This window comes from Ramlibacter sp. P4_H7 (genome assembly GCF_056400765.1).
This window is the reverse complement of the sequence record NZ_JBFUKP010000001.1, coordinates 589,221-615,070: the sequence shown is the minus strand read 5'-3', so window position 1 is coordinate 615,070 and position 25,850 is coordinate 589,221. Positions and strand designations below refer to the sequence as shown.

At 68.2% G+C, this 25,850-nt stretch carries 27 protein-coding genes and 4 tRNA genes; 26 read left to right on the top strand and 5 right to left on the bottom strand.

Annotated elements, in window-relative coordinates; all coding sequences use genetic code 11:
• Positions 1-7: 7 nt before the first annotated feature.
• The 3 genes from AC1DSA_RS03095 to apaG are packed head-to-tail and all read right to left on the bottom strand — an operon-like array spanning position 8 to position 2,814.
• On the bottom strand, positions 8-1,162 hold the full coding sequence (locus AC1DSA_RS03095) for a YbdK family carboxylate-amine ligase (protein ID WP_477885907.1): 1,155 nt from the start codon (positions 1,160-1,162) through the stop codon (positions 8-10).
• A complete protein-coding gene (locus AC1DSA_RS03090) occupies positions 1,155-2,414 on the bottom strand; it encodes a cation:proton antiporter (protein ID WP_477885905.1) in 1,260 nt (419 codons plus the stop codon). Before AC1DSA_RS03090 ends, AC1DSA_RS03095 begins: the two co-directional genes overlap by 8 nt.
• A 19-nt stretch (positions 2,415-2,433) precedes the next feature.
• Positions 2,434-2,814, bottom strand: a complete 381-nt coding sequence (gene apaG, locus AC1DSA_RS03085) for a Co2+/Mg2+ efflux protein ApaG (protein WP_477885903.1) — start codon at positions 2,812-2,814, stop codon at positions 2,434-2,436.
• A 56-nt stretch (positions 2,815-2,870) separates the two neighbouring features.
• Between apaG and rpe the strand changes: the two genes are divergently transcribed.
• On the top strand, positions 2,871-3,557 hold the full coding sequence (rpe, locus tag AC1DSA_RS03080) for a ribulose-phosphate 3-epimerase (RefSeq protein WP_477885901.1): 687 nt from the start codon (positions 2,871-2,873) through the stop codon (positions 3,555-3,557).
• On the opposite strand, the gene AC1DSA_RS03075 is transcribed toward rpe, so the two are convergent.
• Positions 3,554-3,862 carry a hypothetical protein gene (locus AC1DSA_RS03075; protein WP_477885899.1) on the bottom strand — a complete coding sequence of 103 codons (309 nt, stop codon included), beginning with the start codon at positions 3,860-3,862 and terminating at the stop codon, positions 3,554-3,556. The genes rpe and AC1DSA_RS03075 overlap by 4 nt on opposite strands.
• A gap of 219 nt (positions 3,863-4,081) precedes the next feature.
• Here AC1DSA_RS03075 and AC1DSA_RS03070 point away from each other — a divergent pair, with 219 nt between their 5' ends.
• From AC1DSA_RS03070 to AC1DSA_RS03005, 14 genes are all read left to right on the top strand, one after another.
• Positions 4,082-4,204, top strand: coding sequence for a hypothetical protein (locus tag AC1DSA_RS03070; protein WP_477885897.1), 123 nt, complete (start codon positions 4,082-4,084; stop codon positions 4,202-4,204).
• Between the two features lie 80 nt (positions 4,205-4,284).
• On the top strand, positions 4,285-6,438 hold the full coding sequence (locus AC1DSA_RS03065) for a catalase (RefSeq protein WP_477885895.1): 2,154 nt from the start codon (positions 4,285-4,287) through the stop codon (positions 6,436-6,438).
• Positions 6,439-6,558: 120 nt separating this feature from the next.
• Complete coding sequence (locus AC1DSA_RS03060) at positions 6,559-6,786, top strand: hypothetical protein (RefSeq protein WP_477885893.1); 228 nt, start codon at positions 6,559-6,561, stop codon at positions 6,784-6,786.
• Positions 6,787-6,823: 37 nt separating this feature from the next.
• Positions 6,824-7,501: a phosphoglycolate phosphatase gene (gene gph / locus AC1DSA_RS03055; RefSeq protein ID WP_477885891.1), complete on the top strand. Its 678-nt coding sequence runs from the start codon at positions 6,824-6,826 to the stop codon at positions 7,499-7,501.
• Between the two features lie 179 nt (positions 7,502-7,680).
• Positions 7,681-8,835, top strand: a complete 1,155-nt coding sequence (locus AC1DSA_RS03050) for a zinc-binding metallopeptidase family protein (RefSeq protein ID WP_477885889.1) — start codon at positions 7,681-7,683, stop codon at positions 8,833-8,835.
• 1 nt (position 8,836) lies between these two features.
• Positions 8,837-11,479 (top strand): aminopeptidase N, encoded by a 2,643-nt coding sequence (gene pepN, locus AC1DSA_RS03045; protein ID WP_477885887.1) that lies wholly within the window; start codon positions 8,837-8,839, stop codon positions 11,477-11,479.
• A 26-nt stretch (positions 11,480-11,505) separates the two neighbouring features.
• Positions 11,506-12,516, top strand: coding sequence for a glutaminase A (gene glsA / locus AC1DSA_RS03040; protein ID WP_477885885.1), 1,011 nt, complete (start codon positions 11,506-11,508; stop codon positions 12,514-12,516).
• A 248-nt stretch (positions 12,517-12,764) separates the two neighbouring features.
• Positions 12,765-14,285 (top strand): anthranilate synthase component I, encoded by a 1,521-nt coding sequence (trpE, locus tag AC1DSA_RS03035; RefSeq protein ID WP_477885883.1) that lies wholly within the window; start codon positions 12,765-12,767, stop codon positions 14,283-14,285.
• Positions 14,282-14,854 (top strand): anthranilate synthase component II, encoded by a 573-nt coding sequence (locus AC1DSA_RS03030; RefSeq protein WP_477885881.1) that lies wholly within the window; start codon positions 14,282-14,284, stop codon positions 14,852-14,854. The genes trpE and AC1DSA_RS03030 overlap by 4 nt, the downstream gene beginning before the upstream one ends.
• Complete coding sequence (gene ltaE / locus AC1DSA_RS03025) at positions 14,851-15,894, top strand: low-specificity L-threonine aldolase (RefSeq protein WP_477885880.1); 1,044 nt, start codon at positions 14,851-14,853, stop codon at positions 15,892-15,894. The genes AC1DSA_RS03030 and ltaE overlap by 4 nt, the downstream gene beginning before the upstream one ends.
• A gap of 10 nt (positions 15,895-15,904) precedes the next feature.
• Positions 15,905-16,567: a LysE family translocator gene (locus tag AC1DSA_RS03020; protein WP_477885879.1), complete on the top strand. Its 663-nt coding sequence runs from the start codon at positions 15,905-15,907 to the stop codon at positions 16,565-16,567.
• A gap of 19 nt (positions 16,568-16,586) precedes the next feature.
• Complete coding sequence (trpD, locus tag AC1DSA_RS03015) at positions 16,587-17,618, top strand: anthranilate phosphoribosyltransferase (RefSeq protein WP_477885877.1); 1,032 nt, start codon at positions 16,587-16,589, stop codon at positions 17,616-17,618.
• Between the two features lies 1 nt (position 17,619).
• Positions 17,620-18,414, top strand: coding sequence for an indole-3-glycerol phosphate synthase TrpC (trpC, locus tag AC1DSA_RS03010; protein ID WP_477885875.1), 795 nt, complete (start codon positions 17,620-17,622; stop codon positions 18,412-18,414).
• Between the two features lie 2 nt (positions 18,415-18,416).
• Positions 18,417-19,172 (top strand): uracil-DNA glycosylase, encoded by a 756-nt coding sequence (locus AC1DSA_RS03005; protein WP_477885873.1) that lies wholly within the window; start codon positions 18,417-18,419, stop codon positions 19,170-19,172.
• Here AC1DSA_RS03005 and AC1DSA_RS03000 read toward each other — a convergent pair.
• Complete coding sequence (locus AC1DSA_RS03000) at positions 19,169-20,302, bottom strand: patatin-like phospholipase family protein (RefSeq protein ID WP_477885871.1); 1,134 nt, start codon at positions 20,300-20,302, stop codon at positions 19,169-19,171. The two genes, AC1DSA_RS03005 and AC1DSA_RS03000, sit on opposite strands and share 4 nt — an antisense overlap.
• Positions 20,303-20,471: 169 nt before the next feature.
• Here AC1DSA_RS03000 and AC1DSA_RS02995 point away from each other — a divergent pair.
• From AC1DSA_RS02995 to rplL, 11 genes are all read left to right on the top strand, one after another.
• Positions 20,472-20,557, top strand: a tRNA-Tyr gene (locus AC1DSA_RS02995).
• Positions 20,558-20,664: 107 nt separating this feature from the next.
• A tRNA-Gly gene (locus AC1DSA_RS02990) sits at positions 20,665-20,738 on the top strand.
• A gap of 39 nt (positions 20,739-20,777) precedes the next feature.
• A tRNA-Thr gene (locus tag AC1DSA_RS02985) sits at positions 20,778-20,852 on the top strand.
• A 42-nt stretch (positions 20,853-20,894) separates the two neighbouring features.
• A complete protein-coding gene (gene tuf / locus AC1DSA_RS02980) occupies positions 20,895-22,085 on the top strand; it encodes an elongation factor Tu (RefSeq protein WP_171561488.1) in 1,191 nt (396 codons plus the stop codon).
• Positions 22,086-22,137: 52 nt separating this feature from the next.
• A tRNA-Trp gene (locus AC1DSA_RS02975) sits at positions 22,138-22,213 on the top strand.
• A 96-nt stretch (positions 22,214-22,309) separates the two neighbouring features.
• Positions 22,310-22,693, top strand: a complete 384-nt coding sequence (gene secE, locus AC1DSA_RS02970) for a preprotein translocase subunit SecE (protein WP_477885869.1) — start codon at positions 22,310-22,312, stop codon at positions 22,691-22,693.
• Positions 22,693-23,298, top strand: a complete 606-nt coding sequence (gene nusG, locus AC1DSA_RS02965; RefSeq protein ID WP_477885867.1) for a transcription termination/antitermination protein NusG — start codon at positions 22,693-22,695, stop codon at positions 23,296-23,298. Before secE ends, nusG begins: the two co-directional genes overlap by 1 nt.
• Positions 23,299-23,440: 142 nt before the next feature.
• A complete protein-coding gene (gene rplK, locus AC1DSA_RS02960) occupies positions 23,441-23,872 on the top strand; it encodes a 50S ribosomal protein L11 (protein ID WP_477885865.1) in 432 nt (143 codons plus the stop codon).
• A complete protein-coding gene (gene rplA / locus AC1DSA_RS02955) occupies positions 23,873-24,583 on the top strand; it encodes a 50S ribosomal protein L1 (RefSeq protein WP_477885863.1) in 711 nt (236 codons plus the stop codon). It abuts the gene before it with no gap.
• Between the two features lie 266 nt (positions 24,584-24,849).
• Entirely contained in the window at positions 24,850-25,356 is a 507-nt protein-coding gene (gene rplJ / locus AC1DSA_RS02950) for a 50S ribosomal protein L10 (protein ID WP_477885861.1), read from the top strand.
• A gap of 45 nt (positions 25,357-25,401) precedes the next feature.
• Positions 25,402-25,779, top strand: a complete 378-nt coding sequence (gene rplL / locus AC1DSA_RS02945; RefSeq protein ID WP_477885859.1) for a 50S ribosomal protein L7/L12 — start codon at positions 25,402-25,404, stop codon at positions 25,777-25,779.
• Positions 25,780-25,850: the final 71 nt, after the last annotated feature.

Here is a 25,850-nt window from a genome sequence, read left to right as displayed (position 1 = left end):
CGCGAGCTTACCGCCTGGGCTCGCGCCCCCGGAACCGCTCGGCCGCCTGCCGCACCATCTCCGCCAGCAGCCGTTCGCGCGCGTACGTGTGGCGCTGCCAGCGGGCGTCGTTCATGCCGCTTTCGGTGCTCTCGCGCAGCAGCTCGATCGCGGCGCCGGCGCCGAGCCTCGCGGCATGCGGCTGCACGCGCTCGAGCGTGCGCGCGATGTGCTCGCGCAGCGGCACCTGCTCGCCGCTCTGCGGCTCCACGTACACTGCCTCCAGGCCGAAGCGGCAGGCCTGGAAGCGGTTGTAGGTGTAGACCATGTAGTCGTCCTCCTCGGGCAGGAACGGCTGCTCCTCGAGGAACCAGGCGGCCAGCGCCTGGACGAAGCCGGACAGCGCCGCGGCACGCTCGACGGTCAGCGGCGTGTCGAACACGCGGATCTCGATGGTCCCGTATTCCGGCTTGGGACGGATGTCCCAGTAGAAGTCCTTCATGCTCTTGACCACCCCGGTGCGCGTGCTCTTGGCGAACCACTTGCCGAACTCGTCCCAGCTGAGGGTGAAGGGCGCGCGCCCGGACATCGGGAAGGCGAACACCGAATTCAGGCGCGCGGAGTCGAACTGCGTGTCCTGGCCCTGCACGAAGGGCGAACTCGCCGACAGCGCGATGAAGTGCGGGATGTAGCGCGACATCCGGTGCAGCATCAGCAGCGCGCTGTCCGCGTCCGGGCAGCCCACGTGAACGTGCTGCCCGAAGATCGTGAACTGCTTGGACAGGTAGCCGTACAGCTCCGACAGCTGTCGAAAGCGCGGGCGGTCGTAGATGCGCTGCTCGTGCCACTGCTGGAACGGGTGCGTGCCGCCGCCCACGCAGGCGATGTTCAGCTTGTCGGCGCAGCGCACCAGCGCATCGCGGATCTGCGACAGCTGCCCCAGCACCTCGCTGCACGAGTGGCACACGCCGGTGGAGATCTCGATCATGCTGGAGGTCATCTCCGGCACCACCGAACCCGGCAGCGGGATCTTCGCCATCAGCCGCAGCATCTCGTCGGAGTAGGGCGCGAGGTCGTAGTCGTGCGTGTTGACCAGCTGCAGTTCCAGTTCCACGCCGAGGGAAAGCGCGGCGGACTGGCTGAAGTCCTCCAGCGCGGCGACCGGTTCCACGCGCTTATCCACGCAGCTCTCCCGGAGCGAGCGGCGCGGCGGGCCGCGGCTCCCAGGGCTTGAGGCTCTCGCCGGCGCGATAGATCGCGAAGGTGGCGATGATCGCGCCCAGGATCTCCATCATCAGGATGGCGGGCAGGGCGATGCTGGCGATGCGCGGCCCGAGCGACATCGAGGAGCTCACGAACTGCGACACCAGCAGCAGGGCGATCGAGGACATCGGCGACATCGCGCAGCCGGTCCAGAAGGCCTGGCGCCAGCTGGTGCCGCTGCCCCAGTTGGCCAGCGAGACCCCGGCGATCTGGCAGGCCCCGCGGGTGACCACCAGCGCGGCGACCAGGCCCGCCACGGCCGGATTCCAGTCGGCCTTGGCGGCCACCACCGACACCAGCACGAACATCAGCATGGTCAGCAGCGAGGCCGCCGTGCCCAGCTGCCGGGTCCACGCCCAGGGGCGCGGGTACAGCTGCTTGAGCATGAGTCCGCCGATCAGCGCGGCCAGCGGCGCCGAGCCGCCCAGGTGCGCGGCCAGCGCCGTGCCCGCCGCGATCAGCGAGATCAGCAGGATGGACATGTTCTCGCTGGTCGGGTTCATGATGCGCAATGCGGTGCGCAGCGCCAGCGCGAGCACCGCCCCGACCACGAAGGACACGCCCAGCACGACCGCGACCGGGTACAGCGCCGACAGCAGGCCGGTCTGTTCGCGGTGCAGCGTTCCGGCGCGTGCGCTCACCAGCGTGAGCGCATAGAAGGTGCTCAGCGTGGAGAGCACCATGGCGCGTTCCGTCACCGGGCCGGCGGCGCCCGTGTCCAGCACCACGCGGCTGAGCACGGCGGGCGAGGCCGCCATCGCGATCAGCGCCAGGCCTTCGGCGACGCTGGCGCGCACGTCCAGCCAGCGCAGCACGTAGTAGACCGCGATCGCCGTCAGCACCGAACCCAGCACGCTTTGCAGCAGCACCATCGGGTTGTAGCGGAACCAGCGCAGCGCGATCCGGCCGCCCGACTCGAACAGCACGACCGCCACGCCCAGTTCCAGCAGAAACAGCGCGACGCCCTGCAGCGGCCAGGCGGCGCCGGAGAAGCCGGCCAGCCCGGCGAGCGTGCCGACGATGGAATAGCCCACGACCTTCGGCAGGCCGGTGTAGCGCTGCAGCAGGTGGCCCGCGGCGGCGGCCAGCGCCAGCAGCAGCGACCACTGCACGGTGGGCAGGCCGGCCGATGGCCTGAGCCATTCGGCCCAGATCGCCAGCAGTTCGTCCATGGAGACCCTCCGTGCGCCTTCAGTGCAGGACGCGGCTGCTGCCGTCGTCCAGCATGAAGGGGGGAATGTCCACCTCGAAGCGTTCGCCGTCCTCGGCCACGCAGAAATAACTGCCCTGCATGCTGCCGCTGGCCGTACGCAACCGACAGCCGCTGGTGTATTCGAACGACTCCCCGGGGCGCAGCAGCGGCTGCTGGCCGATCACGCCGAGACCCTTGACTTCCTCGATCTCGCCGAGTTCGTTGGTGATGCGCCAGTGGCGCGAGATCAGCTGCGCGGGCACTTCGCCCGTGTTGCGGATGGTGATGGTGTAGGCGAAGCTCCAGAGGCCCTGCGCCGGCGAGGATTGCTCGGGCAGGTACTGCGGCTGGACTTGGACCTGGAAGGCGTAACGGGCCATGGGGGCGAATGCTAAACCCGCCGCGACCGCCGCGCGCGTCGGCGACAATCCGTGACATGAGCACGCGCACCTACCGCATCGCCCCGTCCGTCCTGTCCGCCGACTTCGCGCGCCTGGGCGAAGAGGTCCGCAACGTGATCGCCGCCGGTGCCGACTGGATCCATTTCGACGTGATGGACAACCATTACGTGCCCAACCTCACCTTCGGGCCCATGGTGTGCGCCGCGCTCAAGCCGCACGCGAAGAAGCCCGATGGCACGCCGGTGCCGATCGACGTGCACCTGATGGTGCAGCCCGTCGACGCCCTGGCCCAGGCCTTCGCCGAGGCCGGCGCGGACTACATCAGCTTCCATCCCGATGCTTCCGCGCACGTGCACCGCAGCGTCCAGGCGATCAAGGCGGCCGGCTGCAAGGCGGGGCTCACCTTCAATCCGGCGGCGCCGCTGGACGTGCTGGACTGGGTGATCGACGACCTCGACCTCGTCCTGATCATGAGCGTGAACCCCGGCTTCGGGGGACAGAGCTTCATCGATTCGGCGCTGCGCAAGATCGAGCTGGCGCGCAAGCGCATCGATGCGAGCGGCCGCGACATCCGGCTGGAGGTCGACGGCGGCATCAAGGCGGACAACATCGCGCGGATCGCGGCGGCCGGGGCCGACACCTTCGTCGCCGGCAGCGCCATCTTCGGAAAGCCCGACTACCGCGGCGTCATCGACACGATGCGCGCCCAGCTGCGCGGCTAGCGCCCGCTACCGTCGCCCTTGCGCGCCGGCTGCGGCGCCGACGCCGCGTCCTTGCGCAGCTGCCGGTAGGCCGCATCGCTCTCCTGCGCCTTGCTGGTGTCCTGCTGGCCCTGCACCACGGCGTCGTGCGCGATTTCGCCCGTCCGGCGCACGGCGGGGTTGTCGGTGGCCTGGCTGTCGGCCGATTCGTCGTGTTCGTTCGGCGTGCGCGCCTTGGGCGCGGACGCCTCGCCCTGCGCGGTTACGGTGTTGCCCTCCGAGGCGCGCACCGCGTCGTCGTCGCGTTGTTCCTTGATTCCGCTCATCGTGCTTCTCCAGTTGCAGCATCCTGCGGCCCGCGTCACGGCGCGACGGTAGGACGCGAAGCCGCGTCGACGGCGGGATGCCCATCAGGATGTGGGATGGCTCCTACGGGGCCTGACGGCTTCTCCCCACAAATGCGCCCGCTGAAGGGCTACGGTCAGCCCGGCTGAGGCTTGCTCCAATGAGGGACCGACACGAAGCATGGTCGATGGGAGAAGCGGATGGAGATCGCACCTGAGTTTCCTGCGTGGCTGACATGGATCGCCGCCAGTGGCGTGGGAGTGCTGGCGATTGCCGCGCTCGCGCGGTCGCTCGAAGCGGTTTTCGACCTCGACCCCAACTGAGCGGTACGCCGCACTGCCATGGCGCCGCCCGGGCCGGACACGCCGTCCCCGGTCCGGCCGCAACACAACAGGAGTGATCCATGGCCTCTTCCCGCGCGGAAGGCTCGCGAAAGACGAAACCCGGCGACGCTGTCGCCACCCGCCAGAAACAGCTTGAAGCCTTCACCCAGTCGCCGGAAAACCTGCTCACCACCAGCCAGGGGGTGGTGCTTCCCGACAACCACAATTCACTGAAGGCCGGCGCGCGCGGCCCCGGGCTGCTGCAGGACTTCCTGCTGCGCGAGAAGCTCGCGCACTTCAGCCACGAACGGATTCCGGAGCGGGTGATCTACGCGCGCGGGGCGGCCGCGCACGGCTACTTCGAGCTGACACGCCCGATGGTCGAATACACCCGCGCCGACTTCCTGCAGGAAGTGGGCAGCCGCACACCGGTGTTCGTGCGCTTCTCCAATTTCATCGGCGGGCAGGGCTCCGCCGACACCGTGCGCGATGCCCGCGGCTTCGCCGTCAAGTTCTACACGCGAGAGGGCAACTACGACCTGGTGGGCAGCAGCATGCCGGTCTTCTTCATCCAGGACGCGATGAAGCTGCCGGACCTGGTCCACGCGATGAAGCCGGAACCGCACCACGGCATGCCGCAGGCGTCCAGCGCGCACGACACCTTCTGGGACTTCGTGTCGCTGATGCCCGAGAGCTCGCACATGCTGCTGTGGCTCATGTCCGACCGGGCGCTGCCCCGCAGCTACCGCATGATGGACGGCTTCGGCGTGCACACCTTTCGCCTGGTCAACGCCCGCGGCGCCTCCTCCTTCGTCAAGTTCCACTGGCGTCCCAAGCTGGGTCGGCACGCGCTGGCCCGCGAGGAGGCACAGACGATCGCCGGGCGCGACCCCGATTTCCATCGCCGCGACCTGTGGGAGGCGATCGAGAAGGGCGACTTCCCGGAGTGGGAGCTGGCGCTGCAGATCATCGACGAGGACCGCGCCGCCAAGCTGGGCTTCGATCTGCTCGATGCCACCAAGCTGCTGCCGGAGGAGGTGGTGCCGCTGCTGACGGTCGGCCGGCTGGTGCTCAATCGCAACCCGGAGAATTTCTTCGCAGAGACCGAACAGGTCGCCTTCCATCCCGGCAACCTGGTGCCCGGCATCGACTTCAGCAACGACCCGCTGCTGCAGGGCCGGCTCGCCGCCTACACCGACGCCCACATGGCGCGCCTGGGCGGGCCCAACCATGCGGAGCTGCCGATCAACCGGGGCGTGTGCCCGGTGCACAATTTCCAGCGCGACGGCCTGCAGCGCACGGGCATCCCGCGCGGCCGCGTGGCCTACGAGCCGAACACGCTGGGCAGCGGTTCCGAGTTCCGGGTCGACGGCGGCGAACAGGGCTTCCAGACGCTGGAAGAAGACCTGGAGTCGCCCCAGCAGCGGCGGCGCAGCCCCACCTTCGACGATCACTTCTCCCAGGCCACGCTGTTCTGGAACAGCCAGGGCAGCTGCGAGAAGGAGCACATCATCGCGGCCTTCCAGTACGAGCTGTCGCGCGTCGAGACGCCGGCGATCCGCCAGCGCATCGTGGACAACCTCGCGCACGTGGACATGCGGCTGGCGCGCAAGGTCGCCGAACCCCTGGGCATCGGTCCGCCGGATCCGCGCGCGGCCGCCGGGCAGGCGGGCTTTCGCGAGCCGCGCGGCAAGCCGGCGCTGGAAAGCGCGCCCTCGCTCAGCATGGACGCCAGCGGCACCACCATCGCCACGCGCCGGGTGGCGATCGTCATGGCGCCGGGCGTGGAGCTCGGCGCCTTCAAGGTGATCCAGCAGGCGCTGCTGGACGCCGGCGCCGTCACCAAGGTGGTCGCCGCGCACCTGGGCGTCGTCGCCTCTTCCTCCGGCCAGCAGGTGCCGGTGGACCATACCTTCCAGGCCATGCCGTCGGTGATGTTCGACGCCGTGCTCGTCCCGGCCGGTGCGGCAAGCGCACAGGCGCTGCTGGCCGACGGGGCCGCCACCCGCTTCGTGCTGGAGGCGTACAAGCACTGCAAACCGCTGTGCCTGATCGGCGAATCGGTGGAACTGCTGCAGCGCGCGGGCCTGGCGCAGGGCGACGCGCCGCCGGATGGCGTGGTGATCGGCACCAACGAACCCACGACGCGACTGCAGATGGCCCAGGATTTCATCGCGGCGATCGGCCGGCACCGGCACTGGGCGCGTCCGATGGTGGAGCAGGTGGCGGCCTGAGGAGAGCGTCGGACAATTCCTACGCGGCGATGTCGGATGCACTGACGTCCGGCAGGGTGGATCGCGGGCTCAATGGCCGCAAGCCCTGACGCCTCCCAGTCCCTCCACGAAGACCTTTCCATGCCGTCCAGCGACTCCACCCTGTATCGCCAGCACTGCAGCCTGGGCCGCGGCTTCGCGCCGCTCGATCCGGAGCGGCAGCGCGAGGTCGTCGGCTACGTTCGCAGCGGCCCGATCCAGACCGTGCAGCAGGCGCAGGGACTGAGCAGCGGTGCGACGCGCACCGACTGGATGCGCGTGCAGCCCGACCGCGACTACGAAGGCAGCAGCAGCCGGCACAGCCGCTGAGCCGGTCCGACCCGGTCCGGCCGCTATGCTCGGCCGCATGCCCGTTGTCAGCTTCCTGCCGCCTCGCGCGGCGATCATCGATCTCGACGGCACCCTGGTCGACACGCTCGGGGACTTCCACGCGGCGCTGAACATCATGCTGCGGGACCTGGCGCAGCCCGAAGTCGACGCCGGCACCGTCGCCGGCTTCATCGGCCAGGGCTCCGAGCACCTCATCCGCGAAACCCTGTCCCACGTGGGAGCGCCTCCCGGCTTGTATGACCTGGCGTGGGACCGCTACCAGGACGCCTACCGCGGCCTCAACGGCCGCTGGGCCGCCGTGTATCCCGGCGTCCAGGAGGGGCTGGCGGGGCTGCGAGCCGCGGGGCTTCGCCTGGCCTGCCTCACCAACAAGCCGGGCGAGTTCGCCCGGGACCTGCTGGCGGCCAAGGGCCTGGACGCCAGTTTCGAGCGGGTCTACGGCGGCGACGCCTTCGAGCGCAAGAAACCGGATCCGCTGCCGCTGCTGCTGACCTGCCAGGCCCTGGGCACATCCCCGGCGCGAACGCTGATGGTGGGCGACTCGCGCAACGACGCGGCCGCGGCCCGGGCGGCGGGCTGCCCGGTGGTCTTGGTCACCTACGGCTACAACCACGGCGAGCCGGTGCGCGACGTGGACGCCGACGCTTTCGTCGACTCGCTGGCCGAGGTGGCGGCGCTGTGGGCGGGGCGCTGAGCACGCCGGCCCAGCCGCTTTTTCCTCCAGCGTCCAGTCCGCGGGGACCGGTCTGGACCGGGACGCCCGTCGCAAAGGTGACCGGCGCCGGATCCTCCTACCGCTGACATGGACCCTTGGTCCAAGTTACATCCGGCCTCCGGCCGCGTAAAAGGAGGGCAGCTATCGGAGGTTTCCCCATGTCAGAACTGATGCAGTCGCTCGGCGACCGGCTCGCCCAGCCCACGTCGACCCAGGAGCGCCTGGCCCGCCATTCCCGCTTCTACCAGTGCCGCTGCGGCAACCCGGTGTTCTTCAACAACACCCAGTGCCTGTCCTGCAAGTCCCAGCTTGGCTACCTGCCCGACGAGGGCCGCATCGCTGCGCTCGACGCCGGGCCGGAGCCCGGGACCTGGCGTGCCGAAGGACGCAAGGACGTGCTGAAGTTCTGCGGCAACCGCGAATCGCCGGCCGCCTGCAACTGGATGATGTACGCGGCCAATCCCAAGACGCACTGCGTGGCCTGCCGCTTGAATCGCACGATTCCCGACCTGAAGGACGCCGACAACGCGCGCTACTGGCACGCCATCGAGGGTGCCAAGCGGCGCCTGGTCTCGCAGCTGATCGCCATGGGCCTGCCGGTGCGCTCCAAGGTGCACGACGATCCCGAGCAGGGCGTGATGTTCGACTTCCTGCGCTCGCCGCCCAAGGGGCCGCAGGTGATGACCGGCCACGCCAGCGGCCTGATCACGCTGAACGTGGAGGAGGCCGACGATTCGAAGCGCGAGGCGATCCGCCATGCGATGCGCGAGCCCTATCGGACGCTGCTGGGCCACTTCCGCCACGAGATCGGCCATTACTACTGGGACCGCCTGATCTGGGACCGCAAGTGGCTGGAGCCGTTCCGCCAGCTGTTCGGCGACGAGCGCGCGAGCTACGCGGAGGCGATCAAGCGCAACTACGAGCAGGGGCCGCCTGCGAACTGGCCCGAGTCGTTCATCAGCTCCTACGCGACGATGCATCCCTGGGAGGACTGGGCCGAGACCTGGGCGCACTACATGCACGTGGTGGACAGCCTGGGTACCGCAGTTGGCTACGGCGTGAACCTGGAGCGCAACGAGGGGCGGGTGCAGCCCTTCGGCAAGGACGCCCTGTACGCGCCGGCCGACCCGAACGCCGACCGCTTCCTGCAACTGCTCAACGCCTGGCTGCGCATGACCATGCTGCTCAACGAACTGGCACGCAGCCTGGGCCAGCCCGACTTCTATCCCTTCGTGATGTCGAAACCCGTGGTGGCCAAGCTGCAGTTCGTGCAGATGGTCGTGTTCGACGCGCAAACCGATCCGGAGCTTTGACATGAACGCAGCTGCCCACACCACCTACTTGAAGGACTACCGGCCGCCGGCCTTCCTGATCCCGCAGGTCGTCCTCGACATCGACCTGGCCAGCGAAGACGAGGCGCGCGTGGAAGCGACGCTCACGGTGCGCCGCAACCCCGCGGCCACGGAACCGCATCCCGCGCTGACGCTGGACCTGGACGAGGTCACCGTCGAATCGGTGACCCTCGATGGCCAGCGCCTGCCGGCCGAGCGCTGGCACGTCACGGAGCGCCACCTGGTGGTGCGCGACGCACCCGAAGCTTTCACCATCACCACGGTGAGCCGGATCCATCCCCGGAGCAACACCAAGCTCATGGGCATCTACACGTCCAGCACCGGCTTCTTCAGCCTGTGCGAGGCGGAAGGCTTCCGCCGCATCACGCCCTTCCTTGACCGGCCCGACGTGATGGCGCGCTACACCGTCACGCTGCACGCCGACAGCGAGCGCTACCCGATGCTGCTGGCCAACGGCAACATGGTCGCGCAGGGCGAGGAAGGCGGTGGCCGCCACTGGGCCAGGTGGGAAGATCCGTTCCCGAAGCCCTCGTACCTGTTCGCCGTGGTCGCCGCCAAGCTCGATCGGGCGCAGGACAGCTTCCGCACGCGTTCGGGCCGCAACGTGAAGCTGCAGTTCTTCGTGGAGGCCGGCAAGCTGGACCAGGGCGTCTTCGCCATGGCATCGCTCAAGCATGCGATGAAGTGGGACGAGGACACCTATGGCCTGGAAGTGGACCTCGACGAATACAACGTCGTTGCCGTGGGCGACTTCAACGCCGGGGCGATGGAGAACAAGGGCCTGAACATCTTCAACACCAAGCTGGTGCTCGCCCGTTCGGACATCTCCACCGACTGGGACTTCACCTTCATCGACCGCACGGTGGCCCACGAGTACTTCCACAACTGGACCGGCAACCGGGTGACCTGTCGCGACTGGTTCCAGCTCGCGCTGAAGGAAGGCCTTACCGTGTTCCGCGAGCAGCAGTACGCGGGCGATCGCTACTCGCGGCCGGTGGCGCGCATCCAGGCGGTGCGCAACCTGCGCACCGGGCAGTTCCCGGAAGACGGCGGCCCGATGGCGCACCCGGTGCGGCCGCAGGCCTACCAGCAGGTCAGCAACTTCTACACCGCGACCATCTACGCCAAGGGGGCGGAGCTGGTGCGCATGATGCACACGCTGGCCGGCCCCGCGAAGTTCCGCCAGGGCATCGACCTGTACTTCAAGCGGCACGACGGGCAGGCGGTCACCACCGACGACCTGGTGGATGCGATCGAGGAGGCGGGCGGCCTGGACCTCTCGCAGTTCCGGCTCTGGTATGCGCAGGCCGGTACGCCGCGGCTGACGGTGCGCGATCGCTACGACGCCGCCAACCGCTGCTACGAGCTGACCGTCACGCAGCGCTGCCCGCCGACGCCGGGGCAGCTCGACAAGCAACCGATGCACATGCCGCTCACGGTCGGACTGCTGGATCCGCAGGGGCGCGACCTGACCCTGCGGCTGGAGGGCGAAAAGGAAAGCCGCGGCAAGAGCGCCGTGCTGTCGCTGCGCAAGGAGACCGAGGTGTTCCGCTTCCTCGACGTGCCGGCGCAGCCGGTGCCCTCGCTGGCGCGCGACTTCTCGGCGCCGGTGATCGTCGACTACCCCTATGACGAGCTCGCCCTGCAGCACCTGCTCAGCTTCGACAGCGATCCCTTCAACCGCTGGGAGGCCGGCCAGCGGCTGGCCATGAACCTGCTCCTGCAGGGCGTGGCTGACCACCGCGCCGGCAAGCCGGTGCAGTTTCCGGACTACCTGGCGCAGGCGTTCGGCCGGGTGCTGGCGGATGCGGGCAACGATCCGGCCTTCGCGGCGGAAGCGCTCGCGCTGCCGCCCGAAGTGGTGATTTCGGAGCAGCTGGCGGAGATCGATCCGCAGGCCGTGCACGAGGTCCGCCTGGCCATGCGCAGGTTCCTGGCCGAGCGGCTGCGCGAACCCTTGCTGCGCACCTACGAGGCCTTCCCCACGCCCGGCCCCTACAGCCCGGACGCGGTGTCCAGCGGCCGCCGCGCCCTGCGCAACCTGTGCCTCGCCTTCCTGGTGGACCTGGGCGACGCGACCGCGCGGGGTCTGTGCGTCGCGCAGCTGGCGCAGGCCACCAACATGACCGACGCGATGGCGGCGCTGTCCGCGATCGCCAACTGCGACTGCCCCGAGCGCCGGCCCGCGCTCGACGCTTTCTACGCCAAGTGGAAAGACGAGGCGCTGGTGGTGGACAAGTGGCTCGGCGTGGAGGCGCTGTCGCGGCTGCCGGGCACGGTGGATCGCGTGCGCGAGCTCTCGACGCACCCGGCGTTCACGCTGAAGAACCCGAACAAGGTCTACGCGCTGCTGGGCAGCTTCGGGGTCAACCACGTCGCCTTCCACTCGCCCGACGGCTCGGGCTACCAGCTGATGATGGAACTGGCGTTGGCGCTGGACGCGATCAATCCGCAGGTGGCCTCGCGCATGGTGCGCAACTTCGAGCGCTACCGGCGCTTCGAGCCCAGGCGCCAGGCGCTGATGCGCGCGGTGCTGCAGAAGATCGCGGCCACCCCGGGCCTGTCCAAGGAAACCGGGGAGGTGGTGGGCAAGGCGCTCGCCTGAGCGCACGCGAGCAAGCACCGGATGCCATGAGTCCCACCCCCACCCACCAACCGGCGCCCGCGCCGGCCTTCGTCTCCACCGGAACGCTGCCCGCGCGACAGGAAGTCCTCGGGCTGATCGAGACGGCGTATGCCCAGTTCCGCAACGAGCGCGGCGGCCAGGTCGCCGACTACATCCCCGCGCTGGCCGAGGCCGATCCCGCTTCGTTCGGCATCTGCGTGGCCAACACCCGCGGCGACGCGTTTGCGCTGGGCGACGCGGAGCTGCCGTTTTCCATCCAGAGCGTCTCCAAGCCGTTCGCGTTCGCGCTCGTGTGCGATGCGCTGGGCGCGGACGAGGCCGCCAGGCGGCTGGGCGTGGACGCGACCGGCCTGCCTTTCAATTCCATCATGGCGGTGGAACTGCGCCCTGACCGCACCACCAACCCGCTGGTGAACTCGGGCGCGATCGCCACCACCAGCCTGGTGCCGGGCGGCACCGCGCAGGAGCGCTGGCAGAACGTCCGGCAGGGGCTGTCGCGCTTTGCCGGCCGGGCGCTCGGCTTCGACGAGCGCGTGTACCAGTCGGAAGCCGCGACCAACCAGCGCAACGCCGGCCTGGCGCACCTGCTGCGCGGCTATGAGCGCCTGTACTGCGATCCCGATGAAGCCATCGACGTCTACACCCGGCAATGCTCGCTGCTGGTGACCGCCCGCGACCTCGCCGTGATGGGCGCGACGCTGGCGGGCGGAGGCGTGAACCCGCTGACCGGCGAGCAGGTGGTGTCGGCGACCACCTGCAGCCACGTGCTGGCGGTCATGGCCACCGCGGGCCTGTACGAACGTTCGGGCACCTGGCTGTACGACGTCGGATTGCCGGGCAAGAGCGGGGTGAGCGGTGGCATCGTCACCGTCGCCCCCGGCAAGGGCGCCGTCGCCACCTACTCGCCGCCGCTGGATGCGGCGGGCAACAGCGTGCGCGGCCAGCTGGCCACGCGCTTCCTCTCGCAGCGGCTCGGGTTGAACCTGTTCGTGTCGGCCCCGGCGGCGCGTACCTAGCGGTCCGTCACCACCCGACGCAGGCCGGGGCCACCGCTTGGCGGCGCGGCGGCCTTTGCTACACTGGTCCCATGTTCATCCACCGCACCATGATCACAGGTTGCAGCGACCGGGGAGCCTGGCCCTGGCGTAAGCCTGATCCAGTGCGCGCCTGAAAGCACGGGGCGTCCCGTGCGCCCGCGCCTCCGGCCAGGAGGCACCGTCGGATCCCGCGGCCCTTGCGCCGCCGAGCTTGTGGAGGCTCACCCTTGATCACTGAACTTGAATTCAAGAGCCTTGCGTTGCAGGGCTACAACCGCATCCCGCTGATCGCCGAGGCGTTCGCGGACCTGGAAACCCCCCTCTCGCTGTACCTGAAACTGGCCCATGCCAAGGGCGCCGGCCGGTTGAGCTTCCTGCTCGAGTCGGTGGTGGGTGGCGAGCGCTTCGGCCGCTACAGCTTCATCGGCCTGCCGGCGCGCACCTTCCTGCGCGCCAGTGGCTTCGGTGCCGCCGCCCGGACCGAGGTCGTCACCGACGGCCAGGTGGTGGAGACCGCCGCGGGCAACCCGCTCGACTTCATCGAGGCCTACCAGCAACGCTTCAAGGTCGCGCTGCGTCCGGGCCTGCCGCGCTTCTGCGGCGGCCTGGCCGGCTATTTCGGCTACGACACCGTGCGCTACATCGAGAAGAAGCTGGAGAACACCTGCCCGACCGACACGCTGGGCACGCCGGACATCCTGCTGCTGCAGTGCGAGGAGCTGGCGGTCATCGACAACCTGTCGGGCAAGCTGTACCTGATCGTCTACGTGGACCCCGGCAAGCCCGAGGCCTACGGCGCCGGCAAGCGCCGCCTGCGCGAGCTGAAGGACCAGCTGAAGTACTCGGTCAGCGCGCCGACCGTGCGGCAGTCGGAGACCTTCGCGGCGGAACGCGAATTCGCGAAGCCCGACTACCTGAAGGCCGTGGAGCGGGCCAAGGAGCTGATCGCCGCAGGCGATTTCATGCAGGTGCAGGTCGGCCAGCGCATCAAGAAGCGCTACACCGAGTCGCCGCTGTCGCTGTACCGCGCGCTGCGTTCGCTGAATCCGAGCCCGTACATGTACTTCTACAACTTCACCGGCGCCACGGCGGACGGGCGTGACTTTCACGTCGTCGGCGCGTCGCCCGAGATCCTTGTGCGGCAGGAGCAGACGCCGGAAGGCCAGAAGGTCACGATCCGCCCGCTGGCCGGCACGCGCCCGCGCGGGGCGACGCCGGAAGTCGACCGGGCGGTGGAGCAGGAACTGCTGGGCGACGCCAAGGAACGCGCCGAGCACGTGATGCTGATCGACCTGGCGCGCAACGACATCGGCCGGATCGCCAAGACCGGATCGGTCAAGGTGACCGAGGCCTTCGTGGTGGAGCGCTACAGCCACGTGATGCACATCGTGAGCAACGTCGAAGGCATCCTGAAGGACGGCATGACCAACATGGACGTGCTGCGCGCGACCTTCCCGGCCGGCACGCTGAGCGGTGCGCCCAAGGTGCACGCGATGGAGCTGATCGACCATCTGGAGCCGAACAAGCGCGGCATCTACGGCGGCGCCTGCGGCTACCTGAGCTACGCGGGCGACATGGACGTGGCCATCGCCATCCGCACGGGCATCATCAAGGACCAGACGCTCTACGTGCAGGCGGCCGCCGGCGTTGTCGCCGATTCGGTGCCCGAGCTGGAGTGGAAGGAAACGGAAGCCAAGGCGCGGGCGCTGATGCGCGCGTCCGAAGTCGTCGAGGAGGGCCTGGAATGAAACTCCTCATGGTCGACAACTACGACAGCTTCACCTTCAACCTGGTCCAGTACTTCGGCGAGCTCGGCGCGGACGTGGAAGTGGTGCGCAACGACGAGATCGATGTCGCCGGCATCGCGCAACGCAAGCCGGACCGCCTCGTCATCTCCCCGGGTCCCTGCTCTCCGGCCGAAGCCGGCATCTCGGTCGAGGCGATCCGGCAGTTCGCGGGCAAGCTGCCGATCCTGGGAGTCTGCCTCGGCCACCAGGCGGTCGGCGCCGCGTTCGGCGGCAAGATCGTCCGCGCGCAGCAGCTGATGCACGGCAAGACCAGCGTGATCACGACCACACGCGAAGGCGTGTTCGCGGACCTGCCGGAACAGTTCACGGTGAACCGCTACCACTCGCTCGCGATCGAGCGCGCCAGTTGCCCGGCCGACCTGAAGGTCACGGCCTGGACGCAGGACGGCGAGATCATGGGCGTGCGCCACAAGACCCTCGCGGTGGAGGGGGTGCAGTTTCATCCGGAGTCCATCCTCACCGAGCATGGGCACGCGATGCTGAAGAACTTCCTGGAGCAGAAGGCATGAAGACCGTCGACCTGCGCAGCGACACCGTCACCCAGCCCACGGCGGGCATGCGCGCGGCGATGGCCGCGGCGCCGCTGGGCGACGACGTGTTCGGCGACGATCCCAGCGTGAACGCGCTGCAGGACAAGATCGCCTCGCTGCTCGGGTTCGAGGCCGCGTTGTTCGTGCCCACAGGCACCCAGAGCAACCTGTGCGGCGTGCTGTCGCACTGCCAGCGGGGCGACGAGTACATCGTCGGCCAGATGCAGCACTGCTACCGCTGGGAAGGCGGCGGCGCCGCGGTGTTCGGCAGCGTGCAGCCGCAGCCGCTGAACCACCAGCCAGACGGCTCGCTGGCGATCGCCGACATCGAGGCGGCGATCAAGCCGGACGACCCGCACTTCGCGCGCACCCGCCTGCTGGCGCTGGAGAACACGCTGGGCGGCAAGCTGCTGCCCTTCACGTACCTGCAGCAGGCGACCTCCTTGGCGCGCAGCAAGGGACTGGCCACCCATCTCGATGGTGCGCGCCTGTTCAATGCCGCCGTCGCGCAAGCCGCAGCCCGCGGCGGCGACGCGCGCAGCGAGGCGCGCCGGATCGCCGGGCTGTTCGACAGCGTGTCGGTCTGCTTCAGCAAGGGACTGGGAGCGCCGGTGGGCTCGGCCCTGTGCGGGACCAGGGACTTCATTGCGCGCGCCCGGCGCATCCGCAAGATGGCGGGCGGTGCCATGCGCCAGTCCGGCCTGCTGGCCGCCGCGGCGAGTCACGCGCTGGACCACCAGGTCGAGCGACTCGCCGAGGACCATGCACTGGCCCGCCGGCTGGCCGAGGGGCTCGCCGGCATCGAGGGCCTGCAGGTGGAAGCCCCGCACACCAACATCCTGTTCGTGGACCTGGTCGGAGCGGCCCGGGAGCGCTCGGCCGAATTGCTGGAGCACCTGAACCGGCAAGGCGTGCTGGCGACCGGCCTGTACCGCCTGCGCTTCGTGACGCACCTGGACGTGGACGTGGCCGGCATAGCCCGCGCGATCTCCGCCATCCGCGCGTTCTTCCGCGCCTGAGGACGCCAGCATGCCGGACGCACAGCACCTGGTCCTGTTCGTGTTCGCGGGGCTCCTCCTCAACCTCACGCCGGGCCCCGACGTCCTCTACATTGTCAGCAACGCGCTGCGCGCCGGTGCGCGGACCGGTGTCGCCGCCGGGCTCGGCATCACCGCCGGCTGCTTCGTGCACGTGTTCGCGGCGGCCATCGGCGTCAGTGCGCTGCTGGCCGCTTCCGCGACCGCATTCACGGTGTTGAAGTGGGCGGGGGCCGCGTACCTGTTGTGGGTCGGCGTGGAGCTGTTGCGCTCGCGGCCGACCGGGGAGGGCTGGGGTTCGCGCAGCTCACCGCCAGCCTACGAAGAGCGGCAGCCGCACCCCGGACTGCTTGCAGTGTTTCGCGGTGGATTCCTCACCAACGTGCTGAACCCCAAGGTGGCGATCTTCTTCCTGGCCTTCGTGCCGCAATTCATCGCGCCGGGCACCGAGCACAAGGCGCTGGCCTTCGTGCTGCTGGGCACCCTGTTCAACATCAACAGCGTCGCCGTGAATTCCGCGTGGGCGCTGGCCGCCGCCTGGATGGCGCGCCACGGTGCCGTGCGGCGCGGCATGCACTGGCTGGACCGCGCCGCCGGCGCCATGTTCATCGCCTTCGGGCTGAAGCTGGCGCTGACCGAGAATCCCACCCGATAACCGCCTTCGAGGAGCCGCCATGCCCATCACCCCCCAGGAAGCCCTGCAGCGCACGATCGAGCACCGCGAGATCTTCCACGACGAGATGCTCAAGATCATGCGGCACATCATGAGCGGCGAGCTGTCGCCGGTGATGACGGCGGCGCTGATCACCGGCCTGCGCGTCAAGAAGGAGACGATCGGCGAGATCACCGCCGCGGCGCAGGTGATGCGCGAGTTCTCCACCAAGGTGCACGTCGCGGACAAGACGCACCTGGTCGACATCGTCGGCACCGGCGGCGATGGCTCGCACACCTTCAACATCTCCACCTGCTCCATGTTCGTGGCGGCCGCGGCCGGGGCGAAGGTGAGCAAGCATGGCGGCCGCAGCGTCTCCAGCAAGAGCGGCAGCGCCGACGTGCTGGAAGCGATGGGACTGAACATCAACCTGTCGCCGGAAGCGATCGCGCGCTGCATCGAGGAGACCGGCATCGGTTTCATGTTCGCGCCGAACCACCATCCCGCGATGAAGAACGTCGCGCCGGTGCGCAAGGAGCTGGGCGTGCGCACGATCTTCAACATCCTGGGGCCGCTGACCAATCCGGCGAGCGCGCCCAACATCCTGATGGGAGTGTTCCATCCGGACCTGGTGGGCATCCAGGTCCGTGCCCTGCAGCGCCTGGGCGCCGAGCACGCGCTGGTGGTCTATGGCCGCGACGGCATGGACGAGGTGAGCCTGGGCGCCGCCACCATGGTGGGGGAGCTGAGGAACGGCGAGATCGTGGAGTACGAGGTCCATCCGGAAGACTTCGGGATGCCGATGGCGAGCAATCGCACCCTCAAGGTCGAGACGCCGCAGGAGTCGCTGGCGCTGCTGCGCCAGGTGCTGGACAACCAGCCGGGCGCCGCCCGAGACATCGTGGTGCTCAACGCCGGCGCGGCGCTGTACGCGGCCAATGTGACGCCGACCATTGCCGAGGGCATCGCGAAGGCCCGCGTCGCGCTGGAGAGCGGCGCGGCCAAGGCCAAGCTGGAACAGCTGGTGCGCGTGTCCAAGACGCTGGCAGGGTGACATGAGCGACAACATCCTGGACCAGATCGTCGCGGTCAAGCGCGAGGAGGTCGCGGCCGCCAAGAAGAAGAAGCCTCTGGAGGCGATGCGGGAGGACGCGCTGAGCCGCGTGCTCACGCGCGACTTCGAAGGCGCGCTGCGGGCCAAGGTCGCGGCCGGCAAGGCGGCGGTGATCGCCGAGATCAAGAAGGCGAGTCCCAGCAAGGGCGTGCTGCGCGAAGAGTTCATTCCGGCCGACATCGCGCAGAGTTATGCCGAGAACGGCGCAGCCTGCCTGTCCGTGCTGACCGATCGCCAGTTCTTCCAGGGCAGCACCGACGCGCTGAAGCAGGCACGGGCGTCCTGCGACCTGCCGGTGCTGCGCAAGGACTTCCTGGTCGATCCCTACCAGGTCTACGAGGCGCGGGTGATGGGCGCCGACTGCATCCTGCTGATCGCGGCCTGCCTGTCCGACGCGCAGATGGCCGAGCTGGAGGGCATCGCCCGCATGCTCGACATGGCGGTGCTGGTCGAGGTGCACGATGCCGCGGAACTGCAGCGTGCGCTGCGGCTGAAGACGAAGCTGGTGGGCATCAACAACCGCAACCTGCGCAGCTTCGAAGTGAGCCTGGACACCACGCTGGGCATGCTGAAGGACGTTCCGGCCGACCGGTTGCTGGTCACGGAATCCGGCATCCTGCGGCGCGAGGACGTGCAGCGGATGCGCGGTGCCGGCGTGCACGCTTTCCTGGTCGGCGAGGCCTTCATGCGCGCGGACGATCCGGGCGCCGCGCTCGCCGAACTCTTCGGCGGCTGACCGTGGCGGGCCGCAAGGCGCAGGCCGAACTGCCCTGGGCGGAGCTCGAGCCGGCCGCGCAACCGAAACGGCTGCTGGCGTGGACGCCGCAGGCCTGGCCGCTGGCGGACGGCTGGCGTCCGGTGGTGCAAGACTTCCTCGCGAGCGCGGACGGGCAGCGTCTCGCGGCTTTCCTGGAAGGCCGGCTGGCGGCCGGCGCCGTGATCTATCCGCCGCACCCCTTGCGCGCGCTGGAACTGACGCCGCTGCCTTCGGTGCATGCCGTCGTGCTGGGCCAGGACCCGTACCACGGTCCCGGCCAGGCCGAGGGCCTCGCGTTTTCCGTGGCCGAGGGCGTCAAGCATCCGCCGTCGCTGCGCAACATCTTCAAGGAACTGGGCGGCGCGCCCGCTTCCGGCTCCCTGGTGGACTGGGCGCGGCGCGGCGTGCTGCTGCTCAACGCCTGCCTGACCGTGGAGGACGGGCAGCCGGCCAGCCACGCGAAGCAAGGCTGGGAGGCGCTGACCGACCAGCTGATCGCGCGGGTGGCGGCGACAGCTTCGCCCTGCGTCTACCTGCTGTGGGGCGCGTACGCGCAGGCCAAGGCAGGCCTGATCGAGGCCACGGCGCAGCAGCATGGACGCGAGATCCTGGTGCTGCAAACCAACCATCCCTCGCCGCTGTCCGCGTCCCGGCCGCCCGCGCCCTTCCTGGGCAGCGGCTGCTTTCGCCAGGCGCGCGACTGGCTGGCGCAGCGGGGTGTGTCCGAGGTCTTCTAGGGCGTGTGCTGCTGGCGCAGCAGCCGGGCCAGCCAGGGACGGAAACCGCGGCCGACCGAGCGCGGCGCGGCGCTCGGCGGATGGGGCAGTTCCAGCCGAGTGTCGTCCAGGTAGTCGCGGCGGATGTCGACGGTCGCGTGGTGGCCGATGGCCTCGAAGTGCTGCTGCAGCCACTGCTGCGCCGTGGCGCGGCCCGCCTCGAACAGCTGGCTGATCATCGCGCCGTCCGCCGATGCCCGGCTGGAGGTGGGATAGGCGTCCAGTGCGGGGCTGCCGTCGATGCGGTGCACGCGCACGCTCTTGCAGCGCGCGTGCGAGACGGCGCCCTCGGCGACCAGCCGGTTGACGAAATCGATCGCGCGCATCTGGGTGAGCAGGCTGGCGTTGAACGTGAGCTCGTTGACGCGGTCGACGATGTCGGCCGAGGTCTTGGGCGCCTGCGCGCGCGCCAGCGGGTTGATCTGCACCAGCAGCAGGTCCGCCGTCGCGCAGTCCTTGATCAGGGGCGACAGCGCCGGGTTCACGGAGTAGCCGCCGTCCCAGTAGGGCTCCCCGTCGATTTCCACGGCCTGGAACAGCATGGGCAGGCAGGCGGATGCCAGCACGGCGCGCGCATCGAGCTGCCTGCCGGTGAACACGACGGCCTTGCCGGTGGTCACGTGGGTCGCCGAGACGAACACCTTCAGGTCGCGCTGGGCGGCGATCGCGCCGAAGTCGATCTCCTCCTCCAGCATGGTGCGCAGCGGGTTGATGTCCAGCGGGTTGCTCTGGTAGGGCGACAGCATCCCGCGCCAGGCGTTGCCGATCAGGTTGCCGGGCGACAGCGCCGGCGGCAGCCCGCCCCAAAGCATGCGCATGAACTGCTGCTGCAGCGTCCCCAGGCTGCCCAGCGCGCTGACGCGGTACCAGATGCCGGCCAGCTTCTCCCGGGCGCCTTCACGGGGATCGCGGCCGGCGGCCAGGGCCTTGGCCCAGCCGCCGGCCAGGGCGACGGCGTTCACCGCGCCGGCGCTGGTGCCGCTGAGGCCCTCGAATCCGAGGCGGCCGTCTTCGAGCAGGGCATCGAGTGCGCCCCAGGTGAAGGCCCCGTGGGACCCACCGCCCTGCAGGGCGAGGTTGAGCATGCGCATGGCGACCACGGTAGCAACATCCGCCCGGAAACAGGTGACAGCCCCGGACGCCCGTCAGGCTTGTATCAGGCCACCCCGCGCGGCGAAAAACGCGGCACGCCCTGGCGCGCACGTGGGAGGAGGAGCCGACCGGCTGTCGGAACCGTGCTATAGTCCGAGGTTCCTCGCCGGAGGGGTGCCCGAGTGGCTAAAGGGGGCAGACTGTAAATCTGTTGGCTTACGCCTACGTTGGTTCGAATCCAACCTCCTCCACCAGGCTTTCACAGCAGTTTGGAAGCCGGCGAATGTGTCGAATAGATGAGTTTCATGGCAGCAAGGGCGCCTGCGTCAGACGTGCTGAGATGCCGTTGAATGACCCCGACGCGGGAGTAGTTCAATGGTAGAACCTTAGCCTTCCAAGCTAATGACGCGGGTTCGATTCCCGTCTCCCGCTCCAGGAACCCCGTCGATGTCGACCCAGGCGAAATGAGGTTTCGCCCTTGTGGCTCAGTGGTAGAGCACTCCCTTGGTAAGGGAGAGGTCGCGGGTCCGATTCCCGCCAAGGGCACCAGTTTTCACGCAGTGACCGTTACTTTTTTCGGAGTCGAAAAAAATGGCAAAAGGTAAGTTCGAGCGCACGAAGCCGCACGTCAACGTGGGCACCATCGGCCACGTGGACCATGGCAAGACGACGCTGACGGCGGCGATCACCACGGTGCTGTCGGCCAAGTTCGGCGGCGAGGCCAAGGCGTACGACCAGATCGACGCGGCGCCGGAAGAAAAGGCGCGCGGCATCACGATCAACACCGCGCACGTGGAGTACGAGACCAAGGCGCGCCACTACGCGCACGTGGACTGCCCCGGCCACGCCGACTACGTGAAGAACATGATCACCGGYGCCGCCCAGATGGACGGCGCCATCCTGGTGGTGTCGGCCGCCGACGGCCCGATGCCCCAGACGCGCGAGCACATCCTGCTGGCCCGCCAGGTGGGCGTGCCCTACATCATCGTGTTCATGAACAAGTGCGACATGGTGGACGACGCSGARCTGCTGGARCTGGTGGAGATGGAGGTGCGYGARCTYCTGTCCAAGTACGAGTTCCCCGGCGACGACACGCCCATCATCAAGGGCTCGGCCAAGCTGGCGCTGGAAGGCGACAAGGGCGAGCTGGGCGAGCAGGCCATCATGAAGCTGGCCGACGCGCTGGACAGCTACATCCCCAACCCGGAGCGTGCCGTGGACGGCGCCTTCCTGATGCCGGTGGAAGACGTGTTCTCCATCTCCGGCCGCGGCACGGTTGTSACCGGCCGCGTGGAGCGGGGCGTSATCAAGGTCGGCGAGGAAATCGAGATCGTGGGCCTGACGCCCACSGTGAAGACCACCTGCACGGGCGTGGAGATGTTCCGCAAGCTGCTGGACCAGGGCCAGGCCGGCGACAACGTAGGCATCCTGCTGCGCGGCACCAAGCGCGAAGAAGTGCAGCGCGGCCAGGTCCTGGCCAAGCCGGGCAGCGTGAAGCCGCACACCCACTTCACCGCCGAGATCTACGTGCTGAGCAAGGACGAGGGCGGCCGCCACACGCCGTTCTTCAACAACTACCGCCCGCAGTTCTACTTCCGCACCACGGACGTGACCGGCGCGATCGAGCTGCCCAAGGACAAGGAAATGGTCATGCCCGGCGACAACGTGACCATCACGGTCAAGCTGATCGCCCCGATCGCCATGGAAGAAGGCCTGCGCTTTGCCATCCGCGAAGGCGGCAAGACCGTCGGCGCCGGCGTCGTCGCCAAGATCATGGAGTGACAAGGGTTTTGGGGATCGGCCATAATGGCGGGTTCCCCAAACTGGATTACGGAGGGGTATAGCTCAATTGGCAGAGCGTCGGTCTCCAAAACCGAAGGTTGTAGGTTCGATTCCTACTGCCCCTGCCACCTGAGTGGCAATCCCGAACAACCGAGCCCGTCCCAGCGACGGGCTTCAGCGTCTCTGAGTGGACGCCGATTTTGAAGCAGGAAGACTCCCAGTAGATGGCAACGACCCAAGTTGAAACGGTTTCCACCGGGGCCGACAAGGCCAAGGTGGGCGCAGCCATTGCGCTGGTGATCGCCTCGCTGGCGGCGTTCTACCTGCTGGGCAAGCAGGGCCAGCTGGTGCAGTGGGGCGTGCTGATCGTGGGCGTGATCGCCGCGGTGGCCGTGTTCCTTACCTCCGAGTCCGGCAAGGAATTCATCGGCTTCGGCCGCGACGCGGTCAAGGAAGTCAAGAAAGTGGCGTGGCCGACCCGCAAGGAGGCCATCCAGATGACCCTCTACGTGTTCGGCTTCGTCGTGATCATGGCGCTCTTCCTGTGGCTGACCGACAAGACCCTCGAGTGGGTGTTCTACGACCTGATCCTGGGGTGGAAGAAGTAATGAGCGAGATCGAAAACGCCGCGGCCGAAGGCCAGCCGCAAGCTCCGGGTGTCGCCGCCAAGGCCGCCAACCCCGACCTGCGGTGGTACGTCGTGCACGCCTATTCCGGCATGGAGAAGGCGGTCGAGCGCAACATCCGCGAACGGATCAACCGCGCCGGCATGCAGAACATGTTCGGCGACATCCTGGTGCCGACCGAGGAAGTGGTCGAGATCAAGAACGGCCAGAAGCGCACCTCCGAGCGCCGCTTCTACCCCGGCTACGTGCTGGTGCAGATGGTCATGAACGACGAGTCCTGGCACCTGGTGAAGCACACCAACAAGGTGACGGGCTTCGTGGGCGGCGCCAAGAACCGGCCTGCCCCGATCAGCGACGAAGAGGTCGCCAAGATCATGGGTCAGATGGAAGAGGGCGTCGAGAAGCCCCGCCACAAGGTCGAATTCATGGCGGGCGAGTACGTGCGCGTCAAGGACGGCCCGTTCACCGACTTCAACGGCACGGTCGAGGAAGTCAACTACGAAAAGAGCAAGGTCCGCGTGTCGGTCACGATCTTCGGTCGTGCCACGCCGGTGGAGCTCGAGTTCTCGCAGGTCGAAAAGACGTAATCACGGGACGAAGCACCTGGCTGCTTCGTCCCTCGGCCAGATCGCTTTCCGGCTCGGCGATCAGGTGGCAGCAGGGAGCCGTTAACCCCGGGGAGCCGAGGTCGAGAGACCCAGGCGTTAGCACCCGCAAGGAAATCTAGACATGGCAAAGAAGATTGTCGGCTTCGTGAAGCTGCAAGTCCCGGCCGGAAAGGCGAACCCGTCGCCCCCGATCGGTCCCGCGCTGGGCCAGCGCGGCCTGAACATCATGGAGTTCTGCAAGGCGTTCAACGCCCAGACCCAGGGCGTCGAGCCCGGTCTGCCGCTGCCGGTGGTGATCACCGCGTTCGCGGACAAGAGCTTCACCTTCATCATCAAGACGCCGCCCGCGACGACCCTGATCAAGAAGGCCATCAAGCTGGACAAGGGTTCCGCCAAGCCGCACACGGACAAGGTCGGCAAGATCACCCGCGCGCAGCTCGAAGAGATCGCCAAGACCAAGCTCAAGGACATGAACGCCGCGGACATCAATGCCGCGGTCAAGACCCTGGCTGGTTCCGCCCGCTCCATGGGCGTCACGGTGGAGGGCGTCTAAATGGCCAAGCTCACCAAGAAAATGAAAGCCCTCGACGGCAAGGTCGACAGCACCAAGCTGTATCCCCTGGGCGAAGCCCTGGGCATCGTGCAGCAGGCTGCCACCGCCAAGTTCGATGAGTCCATCGACGTCGCCGTGCAGCTGGGCATCGACCCGAAGAAGTCCGACCAGGTCGTTCGCGGCGCGGTCGTGATGCCCAACGGCACCGGCAAGACCAAGCGCGTCGCCGTGTTCGCCCAGGGCGCCAAGGCTGAAGAGGCCAAGGCCGCCGGCGCCGACGTGGTCGGCATGGACGACCTGGCTGCCCGCGTGAAGGCCGGCGACATGCCGTTCGACGTGGTGATCGCCGCTCCGGACGCGATGCGCGTCGTCGGTACGCTGGGCCAGATCCTGGGCCCGCGCGGACTGATGCCGAACCCGAAGGTCGGCACCGTGACGCCCGACGTGGCCACCGCGGTGAAGAACGCCAAGGCGGGCCAGGTGCAGTTCCGTGCCGACAAGGCCGGCATCATCCACGCCACCATCGGCCGCCGCTCGTTCGACGCGGCCAAGCTGCAGGGCAACCTGGTCGCGCTGATCGAGGCGCTGAACAAGGCCAAGCCGGCGTCCAGCAAGGGCGTCTACCTGCGCAAGGTGGCCGTGTCGTCCACGATGGGCCTCGGCGTGCGCGTCGACACCCAGACGGTGTCCGGCCAGGGCGCGCAGGCGTAAGAAGAAATTGGCCGGCGTCCCCGCAAGGGGGTGCCGGCTGGTGTGGTGGGCCGCCGGGCCCCGCGCAAGCGAACCGGCGGGCCATCCAAGACCGTTGGCGAGGGCGTGAGCTCTCTTAATCGAAGGAATCGGAGGGTGCCTCCGGCTCCGGGCCAACGCAGATGGCGATCCCGCTGACTGAAAGATATCGAGAGATTTCCGAAGACAGTTGGTCGCTGAACAAGGGCGCGCGAGGGGCAACCCGAGCGCAATCAAAGGAGTAGACCTTGAGTCTGAATCGCAGTGAGAAGCAGGCGGTCGTCGAAGAAGTGACCGCCCTCGCCGCTAAAGCTCAAACGCTGGTGATGGCGGAATACCGCGGCATCACGGTCGCCGACATGACGAAGCTGCGCGTTGCCGCGCGCGGCGCTGGCGTGGACCTGAGTGTTCTGAAGAACACCCTGGCCCGCCGCGCCGTGAAGGGCAGCCAGTTCGAAGTGGCGGGTGACCAGATGACCGGTCCGCTGATCTACGGCTTCTCCGTGGATGCCGTGGCCGCCGCCAAGGTGGTGGCCGACTTCGCGAAGACCAACGACAAGCTGGTCATTCGCGGTGGCGCATTCGCGGGCAAGACCCTGGACGTCAACGGCGTGAAGCAGCTGGCCAGCATTCCCTCCAAGGAAGTGCTGCTGGCGCAGCTTTGCGGCTTGCTGATGTCGCCCATCTCCCGCACCGCGGTGGTGCTGGGCGCTCTGGCGAAAAAGAAGGAAGAAGGCGCCGCTGCTGCCGCTTGAGCACAGCGTCCCTACGCAACACCAACTTATTCTGGAAAGATCAAAATGGCATTCAACAAAGACGAATTCCTGACCGCGCTGGACAGCATGTCCGTCATGGAACTCAATGACCTGGTCAAGGCCATTGAAGAGAAGTTCGGCGTGTCCGCCGCCGCCATGGCCGCCCCGGCCGCCGGTGGCGCTGGCCCCGCGGCCGCCGTGGCCGAAGAGAAGACCGAGTTCACCGTCCAGCTGATGGAAGCCGGCGCCCAGAAGGTGTCCGTCATCAAGGCGGTGCGCGAAATCACCGGCCTGGGCCTCAAGGAAGCCAAGGACCTGGTCGACGGCGCTCCGAAGCCCGTCAAGGAAGGCATGAACAAGGCCGACGCCGAAGCTGCCAAGAAGAAGCTGGAAGACGCCGGCGCCAAGGTCGAACTCAAGTAATTGCGTTCACCCTGGAAGGCTGGAGGCCCCCAAAAGGCCTCCAGCCTTTGCCGCTTGTAGAGCGCGGCGTC